This window comes from Pseudomonas sp. Kh14 (assembly GCF_900291005.1).
GTDB classification, from domain to species: Bacteria; Pseudomonadota; Gammaproteobacteria; order Pseudomonadales; family Pseudomonadaceae; genus Aquipseudomonas; species Aquipseudomonas alloputida.
Genome location: NZ_OLKJ01000037.1, coordinates 155,931 through 172,853, shown reverse-complemented (window position 1 = coordinate 172,853; position 16,923 = coordinate 155,931). Strand labels below are relative to the sequence as shown.

The 16,923-nt window shown below is 64.2% G+C and carries 14 protein-coding genes; 5 read left to right on the top strand and 9 right to left on the bottom strand.

Annotation, left to right across the window (positions count from 1 at the left end):
- The first annotated feature begins 20 nt into the window (after window positions 1-20).
- Window positions 21-1,112 carry a xenobiotic reductase XenA gene (xenA, locus tag FQ668_RS21895; protein ID WP_010952388.1) on the top strand — a complete coding sequence of 364 codons (1,092 nt, stop codon included), beginning with the start codon at window positions 21-23 and terminating at the stop codon, window positions 1,110-1,112.
- Window positions 1,113-1,235: 123 nt separating this feature from the next.
- On the opposite strand, the gene FQ668_RS21890 is transcribed toward xenA, so the two are convergent.
- The 5 genes from FQ668_RS21890 to FQ668_RS21870 all read right to left on the bottom strand — a co-directional run bounded on the left by FQ668_RS21890 (window position 1,236) and on the right by FQ668_RS21870 (window position 7,772).
- Window positions 1,236-2,483 (bottom strand): FAD-binding oxidoreductase, encoded by a 1,248-nt coding sequence (locus tag FQ668_RS21890; protein ID WP_014590015.1) that lies wholly within the window; start codon window positions 2,481-2,483, stop codon window positions 1,236-1,238.
- Between the two features lie 2 nt (window positions 2,484-2,485).
- Window positions 2,486-4,063, bottom strand: coding sequence for an aldehyde dehydrogenase (NADP(+)) (locus FQ668_RS21885; protein WP_019436802.1), 1,578 nt, complete (start codon window positions 4,061-4,063; stop codon window positions 2,486-2,488).
- A 151-nt stretch (window positions 4,064-4,214) separates the two neighbouring features.
- On the bottom strand, window positions 4,215-5,162 hold the full coding sequence (locus FQ668_RS21880) for a dihydrodipicolinate synthase family protein (protein ID WP_003254709.1): 948 nt from the start codon (window positions 5,160-5,162) through the stop codon (window positions 4,215-4,217).
- A 46-nt stretch (window positions 5,163-5,208) separates the two neighbouring features.
- Window positions 5,209-6,135 carry a 4-hydroxyproline epimerase gene (locus FQ668_RS21875; protein ID WP_134697437.1) on the bottom strand — a complete coding sequence of 309 codons (927 nt, stop codon included), beginning with the start codon at window positions 6,133-6,135 and terminating at the stop codon, window positions 5,209-5,211.
- Window positions 6,136-6,158: 23 nt separating this feature from the next.
- Window positions 6,159-7,772 (bottom strand): APC family permease, encoded by a 1,614-nt coding sequence (locus tag FQ668_RS21870; protein ID WP_014590018.1) that lies wholly within the window; start codon window positions 7,770-7,772, stop codon window positions 6,159-6,161.
- A gap of 378 nt (window positions 7,773-8,150) precedes the next feature.
- Between FQ668_RS21870 and FQ668_RS21860 the strand changes: the two genes are divergently transcribed.
- Window positions 8,151-8,933: an AraC family transcriptional regulator gene (locus tag FQ668_RS21860; RefSeq protein ID WP_019436805.1), complete on the top strand. Its 783-nt coding sequence runs from the start codon at window positions 8,151-8,153 to the stop codon at window positions 8,931-8,933.
- On the opposite strand, the gene FQ668_RS21855 is transcribed toward FQ668_RS21860, so the two are convergent.
- On the bottom strand, window positions 8,921-9,808 hold the full coding sequence (locus FQ668_RS21855) for a LysR family transcriptional regulator (protein WP_014590020.1): 888 nt from the start codon (window positions 9,806-9,808) through the stop codon (window positions 8,921-8,923). The two genes, FQ668_RS21860 and FQ668_RS21855, sit on opposite strands and share 13 nt — an antisense overlap.
- 141 nt (window positions 9,809-9,949) lie before the next feature.
- Between FQ668_RS21855 and moaB the strand changes: the two genes are divergently transcribed.
- Window positions 9,950-10,468, top strand: a complete 519-nt coding sequence (gene moaB, locus FQ668_RS21850) for a molybdenum cofactor biosynthesis protein B (RefSeq protein ID WP_003254698.1) — start codon at window positions 9,950-9,952, stop codon at window positions 10,466-10,468.
- A 46-nt stretch (window positions 10,469-10,514) separates the two neighbouring features.
- On the opposite strand, the gene FQ668_RS21845 is transcribed toward moaB, so the two are convergent.
- On the bottom strand, window positions 10,515-11,414 hold the full coding sequence (locus tag FQ668_RS21845) for a bestrophin family protein (RefSeq protein WP_144180651.1): 900 nt from the start codon (window positions 11,412-11,414) through the stop codon (window positions 10,515-10,517).
- A gap of 20 nt (window positions 11,415-11,434) precedes the next feature.
- A complete protein-coding gene (gene moaA / locus FQ668_RS21840) occupies window positions 11,435-12,439 on the bottom strand; it encodes a GTP 3',8-cyclase MoaA (protein ID WP_014590022.1) in 1,005 nt (334 codons plus the stop codon).
- Window positions 12,440-12,661: 222 nt separating this feature from the next.
- Here moaA and FQ668_RS21835 point away from each other — a divergent pair, with 222 nt between their 5' ends.
- Window positions 12,662-14,992, top strand: coding sequence for an FdhF/YdeP family oxidoreductase (locus FQ668_RS21835; RefSeq protein ID WP_144180649.1), 2,331 nt, complete (start codon window positions 12,662-12,664; stop codon window positions 14,990-14,992).
- A gap of 104 nt (window positions 14,993-15,096) precedes the next feature.
- Here the strand turns inward: FQ668_RS21835 and FQ668_RS21830 are convergent, their stop codons facing one another.
- A complete protein-coding gene (locus tag FQ668_RS21830; RefSeq protein WP_014590024.1) occupies window positions 15,097-15,558 on the bottom strand; it encodes an Lrp/AsnC family transcriptional regulator in 462 nt (153 codons plus the stop codon).
- 92 nt (window positions 15,559-15,650) lie between these two features.
- Between FQ668_RS21830 and FQ668_RS21825 the strand changes: the two genes are divergently transcribed.
- The gene (locus tag FQ668_RS21825) at window positions 15,651-16,832 is read left to right on the top strand and encodes a PLP-dependent aspartate aminotransferase family protein (RefSeq protein ID WP_019436806.1); all 1,182 of its coding nucleotides are present in this window, start codon (window positions 15,651-15,653) and stop codon (window positions 16,830-16,832) included.
- The last annotated feature ends 91 nt before the right edge of the window (window positions 16,833-16,923 follow it).

Genomic DNA, 16,923 nt, shown 5'->3' with positions numbered 1-16,923 from the left:
AACTGAACCCGGAGTTTCCCATGTCCGCACTGTTCGAACCCTACACCCTCAAAGACGTCACCCTGCGTAACCGTATCGCCATTCCGCCGATGTGCCAGTACATGGCCGAAGACGGCATGATCAACGACTGGCACCACGTACACTTGGCCGGCCTGGCCCGTGGTGGTGCCGGCTTGCTGGTGGTCGAAGCCACTGCTGTGGCCCCGGAAGGGCGTATCACCCCCGGTTGCGCCGGGATCTGGAGCGATGCCCACGCTCAGGCGTTCGTTCCGGTGGTGCAGGCCATCAAGGCTGCCGGTTCGGTGCCGGGTATCCAGATCGCCCACGCCGGGCGCAAGGCCAGCGCCAACCGCCCGTGGGAGGGTGACGACCACATTGCCGCCGACGACGCGCGCGGCTGGGAGACCATTGCCCCGTCTGCCATTGCCTTTGGCGCGCACCTGCCGAAAGTGCCACGGGAAATGACGCTGGACGATATCGCCCGGGTCAAGCAGGACTTCGTCGATGCCGCCCGCCGTGCGCGTGATGCCGGCTTCGAGTGGATAGAACTGCACTTTGCCCATGGCTACCTGGGCCAGAGCTTCTTCTCCGAGCATTCCAACAAGCGCACCGATGCCTACGGTGGCAGCTTCGACAACCGCAGCCGCTTCCTGCTGGAAACACTGGCTGCCGTGCGCGAAGTGTGGCCGGAGAACCTGCCGCTGACCGCGCGCTTTGGTGTGTTGGAATACGATGGCCGCGATGAGCAGACCCTGGAAGAGTCGATCGAACTGGCCCGCCGTTTCAAGGCCGGTGGGCTCGACCTGCTGAGCGTGAGTGTCGGCTTCACCATTCCCGACACCAACATTCCCTGGGGCCCAGCGTTCATGGGGCCGATTGCCGAGCGCGTGCGCCGCGAAGCGAAGCTGCCCGTGACGTCGGCGTGGGGCTTTGGTACGCCGCAGTTGGCGGAGGCCGCATTGCAGGCCAACCAGCTGGATCTGGTTTCGGTAGGGCGCGCGCACCTGGCCGACCCGCACTGGGCTTACTTTGCGGCCAAGGAGCTGGGGGTGGAAAAAGCGTCCTGGACCTTGCCGGCGCCTTATGCGCACTGGCTCGAGCGTTACCGCTGAGGCTTGGAGGGGCTGCTTTGCAGCCCATTCGCGGGCAAGCCCGCTCGCACAGAGACACCACAGATTTCAGATGCTGCTCCCTCTCTGTGGGAGCGGGCTTGCCCGCGAATGGGCCGGTAGAGGCTAAAACCGATCCAGTCGGTATGCACCCATCTCAGGCCCACCAGCCTGCTCAGCCAACCGCCCCACCCATTCCGCCGTCACCGCCGCCTGGGTCAACCCCAGGTGCTGATGCCCAAACGCCAACAGCACCCGCCCATCACACACCCTGTCGATCACTGGCAATGAGTCTGGCAACGAAGGCCTGAAACCCATCCACGGCGTTGCCCCTTCGGCGCTCAAGTCGTGCCGGAACAACCCCTTGCTCAACCGGTGCAACTGCCAAGCCCGCTGCATGCTCGGAGGTGCCCGCAGCCCGGCGAACTCCACTGTGCCAGCCAGGCGCAAGCCTTCGGCCATGGGCGTCATGATGAATTTTCGCTCAAGCGAGGTGACTGCAAACGGCAGGCGCTGGTGCTCACCCGGCAACATCAGGTGATAGCCGCGTTCGGTATCCAGCGGCACCCGCTTGCCTGTCAGCGCGGCGGTCAGTTTCGCAGAATGGGCGCCACAGCTGACAAGCACCTGGCGGGCTTTGAGCGTGCCCCGGTCGCTGGCAAGGCTCACGCCGGCACTGTGCAACTGCCCGCCATCGACCTGCGCCTGGACAAAGCGCACCCCGCAGGCCTTGGCCGCTTCGAACAATTCGCACACCACCCGATAAGGGTCGATGAAGTGCCCCGTGCGCGGGAAGAACAGGCCGCCCAACAGTGACGGGCTGAGTTGCGGCGCCGCTTCGCGCACGGTTTCGGCGGACCAGAAGTCCACCGGCACCGCCTGCTGTTGCATGCGTGTGCGCAACGCCTCCAGCGCCTGGCGTGACTCCGGCTTCTCGAACACCAGCAACGAACCATCCTCTTGAAACAATTCATTGCGCCCGATCGAGCCCAACAGCCGTTGCCAGGCGCCCAGGCTGCCTTCGTTCAACGTGCGGATGCCCGCCACGCTGCGCTGGAAGGGCGCCGGGCGCAGGTTGAGCAGCAGCCGGGTGAACCACGGCATGGCCTTGGGCAGGTATTTCCAGTCCAGGCGCAGCGGGCCCATCGGGTCAAGCAGCATGCGAGGCAGGCGCTTGAGGATCGCCAGGTCGGCAATCGGGAACACTTGCTCGGTTGCCAGGTGCCCGGCATTGCCGAAGGACGCGCCCAGGCCGGGCGCCTGGCGGTCGACCAGCGTTACCCGATGGCCCTGGCGGGCCAATTGCAGGGCACAGGCGACGCCGACAATGCCGGCGCCCACCACGGCGATATCGGTTTCAGCGGTTTCGACCATGCTCAGTCTTCCCGTTTACCATCAAGCAGGCGCCGCAGTTGCAGCGGGTTGCCATGTTTCAATGCCTGCGGCAGCAGCGCATCGGGGAAGTCCTGATAGCAAACCGGGCGCAGGAAACGCAGGATCGCCGCGGTGCCCACCGAGGTGGTGCGGGCATCGGAAGTGGCCGGGAACGGCCCGCCGTGGACCATGGCATCGCACACCTCGACGCCCGTTGGCCAGCCATTGACCAGAATGCGCCCGGCTTTGCGCTCAAGGGTGGGGAGCAGGGCGCGGGCGCTGTCGATGTCGGCCTCGTCCAGTTGCAGGGTGGCGGTCAGCTGACCTTCCAGGTGTTCGGCAACCTGGCGGACCTGCTCATCGTCGGTGCAGGCAACGACCAGCGACGCTGCACCGAACACTTCAGCCTGCAACGCCGGGTCGGCGAGAAACGCTTCGGCCTGGGTCACGAACAGCTGTGCCTGGCACTGATTGGGGCCCTGACCGGCTTGGCCACTGGCGATGGCCTGGGCACAGGGGTTGTCTGCCAGGGCTGAGATACCGGCCTGGTAGGCACTGAAAATGCCAGGGGTGAGCATGGTTTGGGCGGCGGCCTGCTGCACGTACCCGGCGGCTGCGGTGATGAACCGCTGCAGTGCCGGCCCCTGCCGGGCGATTACCAGGCCAGGGTTGGTGCAGAACTGGCCGGCGCCCTGGGTCAGCGAGGCGACGAAACCTTGTGCCAGTGCTTCGGCACGGGCCTGCAGGGCGGCGTCGAACAGAAACACCGGGTTGATCGAACTCATTTCGGCATACACCGGGATGGGCTCCGGGCGCGCCTGGGCGGCTTGGCACAGTGCCATGCCACCGCTGCGCGAGCCGGTGAAACCGACGGCCTTGATGCGCGGGTCGCTGACCAGGGCAATGCCCACTTCACGGCCCGAGCCATAAAGCAGCGAGAACACGCCCTCCGGTAAGCCGCACTGCTTCACTGCTTGCGCCACTGCCTGGCCGACCAGCTCACTGGTGCCGGGGTGGGCACTGTGGGCCTTGACCACCACTGGGCAGCCAGCGGCCAATGCCGACGCGGTGTCACCACCGGCCACCGAGAAGGCCAGCGGGAAATTGCTGGCGCCGAACACGGCGACTGGCCCCAGGGCCACCTGGCGCTGGCGCAGATCAGCGCGGGGGAGGGGCTGGCGCTCAGGCAGGGCGCTGTCGACCCGCACGTCCAGCCATTCGCCGGCCCGCACTACACGGGCAAAGGTGCGTAGCTGGGTGCAGGTACGACCACGCTCACCCTGAATGCGCGCCTTGGGCAGGCCGGTTTCGATCACGGCGCGGTCGACCAGGGCATCGCCGAGGGCCTCGATCTGTGTGGCGATGGCTTCAAGGAAGTCTGCTCGTTGTTCGAGCGAGGTTTCGCGGTAGGCATCGAATGCCGCCCAGGCCAGCGCGCAGGCCTGGGCCACGTGTTCACCTGTGCCGCCGAGGTAGGCCGGCTCCAACGTCTGACCGGTGGTTGGGTCGATGGCATGGACGGCGTCGCGGGTGCCGGTTACCGGCCTCTGGCCGATCAGCAGGTTGCCTGTGAGGGGCATGGAGCCTCCTTGGAAATCTAATGCAGATGCATGGGGGGATTACGACCCCTGTAGGAGCGGGTTCACCCGCGAACATCGGCGAAGCCGGTGCCATGCACCGGGTCGCCTGATTCGCGGGCATGCCCGCTCCCACAGGTAGAGCAGTGGCTGCTCAGGCGATGTTCTGCTCAGCCGACCAGCTGGCGTACCAGCTGCGGAACAGCGCGTACTGCTGTTCGGCATAGTTGCGCTGGGCGTCGGTCAGGACGTCGGTCTCGTTGAAGTGCAGGCTGTACTCGGTGTCGCCGTTCAGCACCATCAAGTGCTTGTAATACAACACCAGGTCGCAGCCTTCATCGAACGACGACAGCACCGCCAGCGCCGCTTCCAGCTCGCGCGCCAGGCGCCGGGCACGGGCGTCGCCTTTGGCGGCCTGTTTGCTCAGGCTCACCAGTTGCAGCACTTCGCGCGGCAGCGCGTTGCCGATACCGGTGATGGCGCCGGTGGCGTTGCAGTTGACGAAGCCATGCACCACCTGGGTGTCGACACCGACCATCAGGGTGACATCGTCATCCTTGGAGGTGATGTGTTCGGCGGCGTAGCGCAGGTCGGCGCCACCGCCGAACTCCTTGAAGCCGATCAGGTTGGGGAACGCGCTGCGCAGTTCGAAGAACAGGTCTGCACGGGTGGCAAAGCCGTAGTAAGGGCTGTTGTAGATCACCGCCGGCAGTTTCGGTGCGGCAGCGAGGATCGCCGAGAAATGGTGCTTCTGGGCGATCAGCGAAGCACCGCGGCTGAGCACGCGGGGGATGACCATCAGGCCGGCGGCGCCAACCTTGGCGGCGTGTGCAGCATGCGAAACTGCCTCACGAGTGTTCACCGCGCCCGTGCCAACGATGGTCGGGATACCGGCCGCCACCAGGCGCGCCACGCCTTCCTGGCGCTCGGCCTCGGTCAGCAGCGGCCAGTCACCCATCGAGCCGCAGTACACCACCGCGCTCATGCCGGCTTCGATCAGTTCGCGGCCCTTGCGCACCAAGGCGTCGAAGTCCGGCTTGCGCTCGGCGGTGCATGGGGTCATCAGGGCGGGCATGGTGCCGGTGAAAATGTTGTTGGTCATTGTTGTTACTCCTGGCGAAATTGGGTTTGGTCAAAAGGCCGGGGGCTCAGATGCCCCAGGCGAACGGGTCCTGTTCGTCGATCAGCAGGGTGCTGTCGGCGGTCATGTGGGCGCGGCCGGTGATGAACGGTCGAATACGCTCGCCTTCGCGCTCGTAATGGCCGTGAAACTGGCTGCCGGTGATGCTGGCCTGCACCCAGGTCTGGCCTTCGGCAAGCTTGCCGTCGGCAGCCAGGCAGGCCAGCTTGGCGCTGGTGCCAGTGCCGCACGGCGAGCGGTCGTAGGCCTTGCCGGGGCACATCACGAAGTTGCGGCTGTCGGCGTTGGCGTCGTCGGCGAACAGCTCGACATGGTCGATGGGCGCGCCGTTCTCGCCGGTGATGCCTTGTGCTTCGAGCGCCTTGAGCATGGCCCAGGTGTACTCGGTCAACACCTCGCGGTTATCCAGCTCGATGCGCTGGCCGTGTTCGGCAACGAGGAAGAACCAGTTGCCGCCCCAGGCGATGTCGCCGTGCACCACGCCATGGCCGGGCACGTCCACCGCAACCTGTTGGCGGTAGCGGTAGGAGGGCACGTTGCCGATGGTGATGGCGCCGTCGTCATGCAGGGTGGCGCTGACCTGGCCGACCGGGGTGTCGATCTTGTGCACACCCGGTGCGATCAGGCCCAGGTACTGCAACGAGGCGACCAGGCCGATGGTGCCGTGGCCGCACATGTTCAGGTAACCGGCGTTGTTGAAGAAGATCACCCCGCAGGTGGCGTTGGCCGACACTGGCGGGCAGTACAGTGCGCCAACCAGCACATCGTTGCCGCGTGGCTCCAGCAGGCAGGCGCGGCGCCACCGGTCGTGCAGTTCGCGCAGTTCGTCACGCTGTTCGGCCATGCTTCGGCCCCGCAGTTGCGGAAACCCCTTCATCACCAGGCGGGTGGGTTCGCCACCCGTGTGGGAGTCGATGACGTGAATCTGTTTCATGGGCTTGTCCCTTGCGTAAAAAATCAGGAAGCGACGGCGACAGGGCGGCCGGTAGTGGTTTCAGCGCAGGCTTCGCTTTCGTCGTCGCCTTCCAGGCGCACCAGGTGGGCAGGCACACCCGTGGCCGCGCCCCAGTAGTAGATGCCCAGTGCGCAGGCCGCCACGACCACGGTGTCGAATGGGTGGCCGATGACGCCCAGGCCGCCGAAGCTGCCCAGCCACGACAGCAGGATGGTCACCGCGTAGAAGCCGATCAGCCAGGCCGACGAGCGAACTTGCTGAGCCAGCGACAGGTGCTGGGTGGGCACGAAACGGCTGCACAGCAGGTACAGCACGAACATCACGATCTGCAGGGCCAGCAGCCACGACACGGTTTTCCAGCCCGACCAGTACACGATCAGCGCAGCGATGATGAACGACAGCGGGCCGAGCACGGCCATGCCCTTGACCCGGAACGGGCGCGGCATGTGTGGTGCATTGCGGCGCAGGGCGGCGACGCTCACCGGGGCCACGGCGTAGCTCAGCACCAAGGCGGCGGATACCACGTTGATCAGCGCTTCCCACGACGGGAACGGCAGGGTCCAGAACACCGACAGGCCAAACGTCAGCCACAGGGCTGGGCGCGGGATGCCGGATTCTGCATCGATGCGGGTGAAGTACTTGAAGAAGGTGCCGGTCTGCGCCCAGCCATAGATCACGCGCGGGGTGGCGTTCATGTAGATGTTGCCGCAGCCGCTTGGCGAGATCACTGCGTCGGCCACCACCAGGTAGGCGAGCCAGCCCACACCCAGCGCCAGGGCGATGTCACGGTAGGGCAGGGCCAGTTCCTTGGTCACGTTGGCCCAGCCGTTGGCCAGCATTTCGGTCGGCACGCTGCCGAGGAAGGCCAGTTGCAGCAAGGCGTAGATCGCGGTGGACAGCAACACCGAAAGAATCAGCGCAATCGGAATGGTGCGCTGCGGGTTCTTGACCTCGCTGGCCACCGAGATGATCGGCGTCAGGCCCAGGTAGGCGAAGATGATGCCACCGGCGGATACCGCCATTTCCACCCCGGACAGGCCGAACGGGGCAAAGCCCTGGACCTCGAAGTTTTCCGGTTTGAAGAAGGTGAACAGCACGCCGATCACCAGCAGCGGCACGATGAACTTGAACACGCTGACCAGGTTGTTGGCCTTGGCGAAGGTTTTCACGCTGCGGTAGTTGAGGAAGAAGAACAGCCCCAACAGGGCGAACTGCACCAGCCAGCCGAGCACGGTCGGGTCGCTGGAGCCGGCCTTGGTGAGCCCGGGAAACCAGGCGGCGGCGTATTGGCGTGAGGCGACTACTTCGATGGCGATCAGGCTGGAAAAGGCGATCAGGGTGATGAAGCCCATCAGGTAGCCCAACAGCGGGCCGTGCGAGTACACCGGGTAGCGCACCACGCCACCGGCGCGGGGCAAGGCGGCGCCCAGCTCGCAGTAGACGATGCCCAGCAACAGTACGGCGAACCCGCCCAGGAACCAGGAGAGGATGCCGGCCGGGCCGGCGATGGCCGAGACGTGGCTGGCGGCAAACAGCCAACCGGAGCCGAAGATGGCGCCTAGGCCGATGAAGGTGAGGTCCAGCAGTGATAACTGTTTTTTGAATTTGCCTGACATGGGTTCGCCTTTTTGTTGGTTATTGGATAGGCAGGTCTGATGTCACGAGATGCGGCTTTTTGGGCCGCGCTCTTGTAGGACTTGGGCGGCTTGCGTGGGGCATAGAGTGAACCGGTCGGGGCGACGGTTCTTGATGGTTTTCTGCAGAGGGAATGACGAAATCGGCACAGTTGTGAAAAATGCTGGCGGTCAGGGTGGGCTGATGGATAGGCTGTAGGCCACACCGCACAAGGCCTGTAGGGGTGTGTTGATAGTGCCGGCCTCTTCGCGGGCATGCCCGCTCCCACAGGTACGGCGCAGACATTCGAAATGTGTGGAGGACCTGTGGGAGCGGGCGAGCCCGCGAAAGGGCCAGCACAGCCAGCAGAGAACCGACAGATGACCGACACCCCCCTGGCAACCCTCTACCAGTCCGTGGACCAGCACCGCCCCGCCACCCTCGAGGCCCTGCTCGCCGGTGTATCGCTGCTGCTGCCGATGCTCGACGCCATCCCCAACGCCGCGATCTTCATCAAGGATTCTGCTGCCCGCTATGCGTTGGCCAACAACACACTGGTCCAGCGCTGTGGCCTCAAGCGCCTGCAACCGTTGCTGGGCAAGACCAGTGCCGAGGTGTTTCCGGCACAGTTTGGCCCCGGCTATACCGAGCAGGATCGACGTGTTCTCAAGGAAGGCCTGGTGCTGGAGGACCAATTGGAGCTGCACCTCTACGGCAGCCGTGAGCCAGGCTGGTGCCTGACCCACAAGCGCCCGCTGTACAACCCTGCCGGCGAAATCATCGGCCTGGTCGGCATCTCGGTCGACTTGCAGTCAGCTGCCGACAGCCACCCCGCCTATCAACGCCTGGCCGCGGTGGACGAGCACATCCGCCAGCATTTCCATCAGCCGATCAGCATGGGCGAGCTGACCCGCATCGCCGGTATTTCCGTGGCCCAGCTGGAGCGCTATTGCAAGCGGGTGTTCCACCTCACGCCCCGGCAGATGATCCACAAGGCACGCCTGGAGCATGCCCATCGCCTGCTGCATTCGGAGCTGCCGATCACTGAAGTGGCGATGCGCTGCGGCTACACTGACCACAGCGCCTTCAGCCGCCAGTTCAAGCAACTGACCGGCTTTACGCCACGCCAGTATCGCCAGGCTACCGCCGATCAGGTGGCCTGAAACAGCCCCCGGGCTTCGGTAAAGCATTGCTCGGCAATCGCCGAGCGTGGCTCGCTGCGGCGCAGCAGCAGCCCGACCGGGCTGTGGATGGCGGCGTCGGCCACCGGTACGATGCGCAGGTGCTCGCTGAGGTCTTCCAGGCCGCAGTTCAGTGGCATGATCGCGCAGCATATGCCGGTGTTGATGGCCTGGATGAGCTGGAAGCTCGAGTCGCTCTCAAGCACCGCATTGGGCTCCAGACCACGGCTGCGGAAGCTCAGGTCCAGCGACTGGCGGTAGTGCATGCCTTTGCTCAGCAGCCCCAGCGGAATATCGCCGAGCTCGTCCCAGCGCAGCCGGTCGCTGGCGAACTGGAAGTGCCGCGTATCGTGCAGCAGGCCCATGGTGGTGGTGCCGAGTTCGATCACTTCGAAGAAGCTGGTGTTGACCTGGTCCAGGTAGCAGATACCCAGGTCGAGCTGGTTGCGGCTGAGGCCGTCGATGACCTGTTCCGAGCTCAGCGAGCTGAGCTGAAAGTGCAGTTCGGGGTATTTTTCGCGCAGGGGCAGCAGCAGGTGCATGGGGTTGAAACTGGCCAGCGGCACCGTGCCCAGGCGCAGGCTGCCGACCACCTGGCCACGGCAACTGGCAGCCTCGGCCTGCAGGCCGTCATGGGCAGCGAGCAGGGTGCGGGCCCAGGCCAGGATGCGCTCGCCGGCCTCGGTGAAACCTTCGAAGCGCTGGCCCCGCTTGACCAGCACCAGGTCCAGTTCGTCTTCCAGGTTGCGCAGGCGCATGGACAGCGTCGGCTGGGTGATATGGCATAGCGCCGCCGCCTGGCCGAAGTGGCGGGTCTGGTCGAGGGCGATGAGGAACTTGAGCTGCTTGATGTCCATGGAAGTGCCTGGCGTCTGGTTATGCAGACCTTAACCCACGTCTGCGATAGATGTCATTGATCGGCCGGTACGTCATATCGATTGGACGCCTCTGGGGGTATGCCTCTAGCGTGGTGAAAATGCCCTTCAAGGAGCTTCACCGTGCGCGTCCAACTTGATGCGGTCTTCGTACCGCTGAACATCGCCGTGCTGACTGTCAGCGACACCCGTACCTACGATAACGATACTTCCGGCGCGCTGCTGGCCAACCGCTCGGTCGAGGTCGGTCACCGGCTGGTGGCGCGAGCGCTGCTCAAGGACGACCTGTACAAGATCCGCGCTCAGGTGGCCAGCTGGATTGCCGATGAACAGGTCCAGGTGGTGCTGATCACTGGCGGTACCGGCTTTACCGGGCGCGACAGCACGCCGGAAGCGGTCGAGTGCCTGCTGGACAAGCGTATCGATGGGTTTGGCGAGTTGTTCCGGGCATTGTCGATTCTCGATATTGGCAGCTCGACCGTGCAGAGCCGGGCGTTGGCCGGGTTGTCCAACCGCACGTTGGTGTGTTGCCTGCCGGGCTCGACCGGGGCCTGCCGCACCGCCTGGGAAGGCATTCTGGCCGAGCAGCTGGATGCACGGCACCGGCCATGCAACTTCGTCAAACACCTGTTGCCGATGTAGGAGCGGGTTTACCCGCGAAGAGGCCAGAACAGGCAACCACCCACCGTCAGCTCAACACATACCCCACCGGCAACAAGGCGGGAGGCAGCTGCTGTTCCCCCAATCCGGCCAGCACATCGCGCTCCACAGTCCGCACCATGGCATCGGTCGGCAGGTCGTTTTCATCGCGCCCGAACGGGTCTTCCAGCTCGTTGCCGATCGCATCCAGCCCGAAGAACGTGTACCCCACGATGGTGGTGAACAGCGGTGCCAGCCAGCCCAGTGGCTCGGCCAGGGCAAACGGGAGCAGCAGGCAGAAAATGTAGATGGTACGGTGCAGCAGCAGCGTGTAGGGGAACGGCAAGGGTGTGCCCTTGATCCGCTCGCAGGTGGCTTGCACTTCGGTCAGGCCCACCAGGCGTTGCTCCAGCAGGTTGTAGCGCCATTCGCTGATCTGTTGCTGTGTGGCCAACCGTGAACAGTGTTCGCCGATTTCACGCAGGATGCCGTCGCACACATTGTGCGGGCTGATCGCATCGGGCCGGGCCAGCCACGGTCTGGCAGCTGCCCGTTCGTCCTCGTTACGCAGCCGGGCATTGAGTGCATGAGCGAAACCACACAGGTTGCGCAGCAGTTCGGTGCGCAGTGTTTCGTCGGCAATCGCCACGCTTTCCCGCACGAACGAGCGGGTTTCGATAATCAGTTTGCCCCAGGCCTTGCGCCCCTCCCACCAACGGTCATAGCACGCGTTGTTGCGAAAGCTCATGAAGATCGACAGCGACAGGCCCAGCAAGGTGAACGGCGTGGCGCTGACCGGGTAGAAATACGCCGGGTAATGCCGCTCGACCAGCACGATCAGCGCGGCCAGCAGTGTCACCATCAGGCAACGCAGGGCAATGCGTTTGACGATCGACCCCTTGAGGGTGAACAACACGCGCAACACATCGGTGGAGGGGGGGACGATCATGGAAGTCCAGAGACGGCTGCTCAGCCGCCGGTCATGTTCATGAAACGCAGGATCTGCACATCGCCACCGACTTCGAAGTGATGGCGATAGGGCTTGAGGTGCAGCGAGTCGCGAATGGCCTTTTCCAGGCGTTCGGGGTTGCCAGGGTGAGCGCGCAGTACGTGCTTGAGGTCGACCGAGTGTTCGTTGCCCAGGCACAGCAGCAGGCGGCCTTCGACGGTAAGGCGCACGCGGTTGCAGGTGGCGCAGAAGTTGTGGCTGTGCGGGGAAATGAAGCCGACCCGGGTGTTCGCGGCTTCGGCCAGGCGCCAGTAGCGGGCCGGGCCTTGGGAAGACTCGGTCGACTCGATCAGGGTGAACTGCTCGTCCAGCAACGCACGTACCTCATCACTGGAGCAGAACGACTCGCCGCGTTCATGCTCGCTGATCACGCCCAGCGGCATTTCTTCGATGAAGGTGATGTCCAGCTCGCGGTCGATGGCGAAGCGCACCAGGTCGACCAGCTCATGGTCGTTGCGGCCTTTGAGCACCACGCAGTTTAGCTTGGTACGCTTGAACCCGGCCTGGCGGGCGGCATCGATGCCGGCGATGACCTGGCGCAGGTCGCCGGTGCGGGTCAGTTGCTTGAAGCGCTCGGCGTCGAGGCTGTCGAGGCTGATGTTCAGGCGTGTCACGCCAGCGTCGAACAACGGTTGGGCCAGGCGGCCAAGTTGCGAGCCGTTGCTGGTCAGGCACAGCTCACGCAGGCCGGGCAGGGCGGCGATGCGCCCACACAGGTCGACGATGCCCTGGCGTACCAGCGGCTCGCCGCCGGTCAGGCGGATCTTGCGGGTGCCGAGGGCGACGAAGCGTTCGGCCACCTGGAACAGTTCTTCGAGGCTGAGGATTTGCTGGCGCGGCAGAAACTGCATGTCTTCGGCCATGCAGTACACGCAACGGAAGTCACAGCGGTCGGTGACCGACATCCGCAGGTAGTCGATTTTCCGGTTGAAGCCGTCGATCAGGGCCCGGCTGTTCTGTTCCACGTTCGCACTCGAATGGGTTGGGACATGACTCCAAGCTATAACCTGGCCGCAAGGGCGTCAAATTGCTTTGCCTGACCGGTTGATCGATGGCCTCTATCGCTTGGTGCAGCATCTGGCAGCCATGATCGAAACCGCTTATCACGCCGTAAGATCTTTCGATTGGACGCCCCTTCCCACGCTCCATAGGCTGGAAAAAAGCATCGAAGCGTGAGGATTCATCGCATGAGCCAGGACGAACACATCAGGGACTACAAGGGCGCCGCTGCCGGCTGGGGGGCGCTCAAAAGCGTGACCAAGAGCTGGCTGGGCAGCGACAACGCCTTCAAGAACCTGCGGGCCATGCTCAAGACCAACCAGAACGGCGGCTTCGACTGCCCCGGCTGTGCCTGGGGCGAGTCGCCGGAAAGCGACATGGTCAAGTTCTGCGAAAACGGCGCCAAGGCGGTCAACTGGGAAGCCACCGGCCGCTCGGTCGACCCGGCTTTCTTCGCCAGATACAGCGTCAGCGCGCTGAAGGAGCAGACCGACTACTGGCTTGAATACCAGGGCCGCCTCACCCACCCGATGCGCTACGACGCCGCCACCGACCACTATGTCGAAACTACCTGGCAGGAGGCCTTCGAGCTGGTCGCCAGGCACCTGCGTGCGCTGCGGTCGCCGGATGAGGCCGAATTCTACACCTCGGGCCGGGCCAGCAACGAGGCGGCGTTCCTTTACCAGCTGTTCGTACGTGCCTACGGCACCAACAACTTTCCGGATTGCTCGAACATGTGCCATGAAGCCAGCGGCGCGGGCATGTCGGAAACCCTCGGGGTGGGCAAGGGCACCGTGGTGTTCCACGATCTGGAGCTGGCCGACGCGATATTCGTCATCGGGCAGAACCCCGGCACCAACCACCCGCGCATGCTCGAACCCCTGCGCGAAGCGGTCAAGCGTGGTGCTCAGGTCGTCTGCTTCAACCCGCTGAAAGAGCGAGGCCTCGAGCGCTTCCAGCACCCGCAGCACCCGTTCGAAATGCTCAGCAATGGCTCCGAGCCGACCTCCAGCGCCTACTTCCGCCCGGCCTTGGGTGGGGACATGGCGGCAATGCGCGGTATTGCCAAGTACTTGTTGCAATGGGAGCGCGAGGCACAGGCCAAAGGCGAGCCGGCGGTATTCGACCATGCCTTCATCGCCGAGCACACCAGCGGCGTCGACGATTACCTGGCGGCGGTGGACGCCACGTCCTGGGAGCACATCGTCAAACAGTCGGGCTTGACCCTGGCCGAGATCGAGCTGGCCGCACGCATGTATCGCAAGGCCGAGCGGGTCATCATGTGCTGGGCCATGGGCGTCACCCAGCACCGCCATTCGGTGCCGACCGTGCAGGAAATCGTCAACCTGCAGCTGCTGCGCGGCAACGTCGGCAAACCCGGCGCAGGCCTGTCGCCGGTGCGTGGCCACAGCAACGTGCAGGGTGACCGTACCATGGGCATTGACGAGAAGCCGTCGGCGGCGCTACTCGATGCCATCGAACAACGCTTCCAGTTCAGTGTGCCGCGTCCCCATGGGCACAACGCGGTATTGGCGATCAAGGCTATGGAAGAGGGGCGGGCCAAGGTGTTCATCGGCCTGGGCGGCAACTTTGCCCAAGCCACCCCGGACACCGCGCGCACGCACGCGGCGCTGCAGAACTGTGCGTTGACCGTGCAAATTTCCACCAAGCTCAACCGCTCGCACCTGGTCACCGGCCGCGATGCGCTGATCCTGCCGTGCCTGGGCCGTACCGAAATCGACCTGCAGGCCGAAGGGCCGCAAGGCGTGACCGTGGAGGACACGTTCAGCATGGTGCACATCTCCCACGGCCAGTTGCGCCCGCGCTCGCCGCATATGCGCTCGGAACCGTGGATCATTGCCGGTATGGCCAAGGCGACGCTGGGCAACCAGCCGATCGATTGGGAGTACGCGGTGGCCGATTACAACCGCATTCGCGACATGATCGCTGACGTGATTCCGGGCTTCACCGGTTTCAATGAACGCCTGAACAGCCCCGGCGGGTTCCACCTTGGCAACAATGCCGCCGATCGCAACTTCCGCACGGCCACGGGCAAAGCCCGCTTCATGCCCCACGCGCTGCCCGAGGAACTGGTCAACGCCAAGGTACTGGCCCGTGGTGACAAGCCCGATCTGATTTTGCAGACCCTGCGTTCGCACGACCAGTACAACACCACCCTGTATGGCCTGGACGACCGTTACCGTGGGGTGTTCGGCCTGCGTGAAGTGGTGTTCGTCAATGAGGCGGACATCCGTCGCCTGGGCTTCGAACCGGGTGAGCAGGTGGACCTTGTGTCGCTGTGGGAGGATGGCGTGGAGCGGCGGGTGTCGGGCTTCCGCCTGGTGGCGTATGACGTGCCCGAGGGGCAGGCGGCGGCGTATTACCCGGAAACCAACCCGTTGGTACCGCTGGAAAGTTATGGTGAGGGGACCTATACCCCGACCTCGAAATTTGTCGCGATCAAGGTCGTGAAAGCCAAGGTGGGGAACCGCATTGCGGCGGTGTTGGCCTCGGATTGATGGGGGGCCTGTACGGGCCCCTTCGCGGGTGAACCCGCTCCTACGGGACCTCACAGCGCTTGAGGTTGAGGTGATCCTGGGGGGCGCGAAGAATCCAGCACCAGTCAGGCGCGATGCACCGGGTAAGCCGTGGTGTACTTCATCTGCTCCATGGCAAAACTGGAGGTGATGTTCGATAGCCCATCGGTACGGGTAATCAGCTTTTTGTAGAACCGGTCATACGCCGCAATATCACCTACCACCACCCGCAGCATGTAGTCCCAGTCCCCGGACATGCGGTAGCACTCCATCACTTCCTCGAACCCGGTCACGGTCGCAGCAAACTGCTCCAGCCATGCGCTGTCGTGGCGCTGGGTCTTGAGCTGGACGAACACGGTAAGCCCCAACCCCAGCCGTTCGGGGTCCAGCAGGGCGACGCGGCCGAGGATGTAGCCCTCTTCCTCCAGGCGCTTGACCCGCTTCCAGCACGGTGTGGTGGACAGGTTGACGGCCTCGGCCAGGTCCTTCAGCGAGATGGAGGCATCACGCTGTAGCAGGGTAAGAATGTGCTGGTCGAAACTGTCCATATCGCGCGCTGGCCGTGCAGAAAAATATTTCACAGATTACCCCAAGGCCAGACGATTTGGGTTGTGCGATAGTTGCAGCTTTCATTCTGCCAATGGGCCTGACCATGTCCGACAAGCCGCGCAATTTCGCCACCCGTACCATTCACGCCGGCGAGCAGTTCAGCGTTGCCGATAACGCCATTTTTCCGGCCATCGTCACCGCCAGTTCGTTCACCAAGCGCAGCCTGGACGATAAGCCGGAATATTCCTACAGCCGCGTCGGCAACCCCACCCGGCATGCCTACGAAACCTGTGTCGCTGCCCTGGAAGAAGGCGTGGGCGCTGTGGCCTGCGCCTCGGGAGTCAATGCCACCGCAACCGTGCTTGAGCTGCTGCCCAAGGATGCCCACGTGGTGGTGATGAACGGCGTGTACGGTGGCACATTCCGCATCATGGAAGATTACCGCAGCCGCACCTCTGGCCTGACCACCACCTATGTCGATCTCAACGACCTTGAAGCCGTAGCGGCTGCGATCAAGCCGGAAACCCAGCTGATCTGGATCGAGTCGCCGACCAACCCGTTGCTGCACCTGGTCGACATCAAGGCGGTGTGCGACCTGGCCAAGGCCAAGGGCATCCTCACCTGCATCGACAACACCTTCTGCTCGCCGTGGAACCAGCGCCCGATCACCCTGGGCGTGGACTTGGTGATGCACTCGGCCAGCAAGTACATAGGTGGCCACTCCGACCTCACCGGCGGTGTGGTGGTGGCGGCCAACGATGCGTTGCTGGCACGCCTGCGCCGTATCAGCATGGCGATTGGTGCAGTGCAGGGGCCGTTCGACTGCTACCTGGCTCTGCGCGGTCTGAAGACCCTGGATGTGCGCATGGAGCGCCAGTGTGCCAATGCCCTGCAGGTGGCGCGCTTCCTCGAAAACCACGCGCAGGTCGAGCAGGTGTATTACCCGGGCCTGGAAAGCCACCCGCAGCATGAACTGTGCAAACGCCAGATGCGCAGTGGCGGGGCGGTGGTGGCGATGAAAGTAAAAGGCGACCGGGCCGCGCTCAACCGCCTGGTGGAGGCGCTGCAGATTTTTGTGCTGGCCGACTCGCTGGGCGGGGTGGAGAGCATGATCAACCACTCCTGGAGCATGTCGCACTGCTCACTGAGCCCAGAGCAGAAAGGGGTGATGGGGATCAGCGAAAACCTGCTGCGGTTGTCGGTAGGGATCGAGGATTACCGTGACCTGGTCGAGGACCTGGATGGGGCGTTGAAAGCGCTGGTTGCTGTGTAAGGGCTGTTGGCCTCTTCGCGGGCTCGCCCGCTCCTGCAGGTGTCGCAGTTCAATGTAGGAGCGGGCTTGCCCGCGAATACGGTGGCGGCGG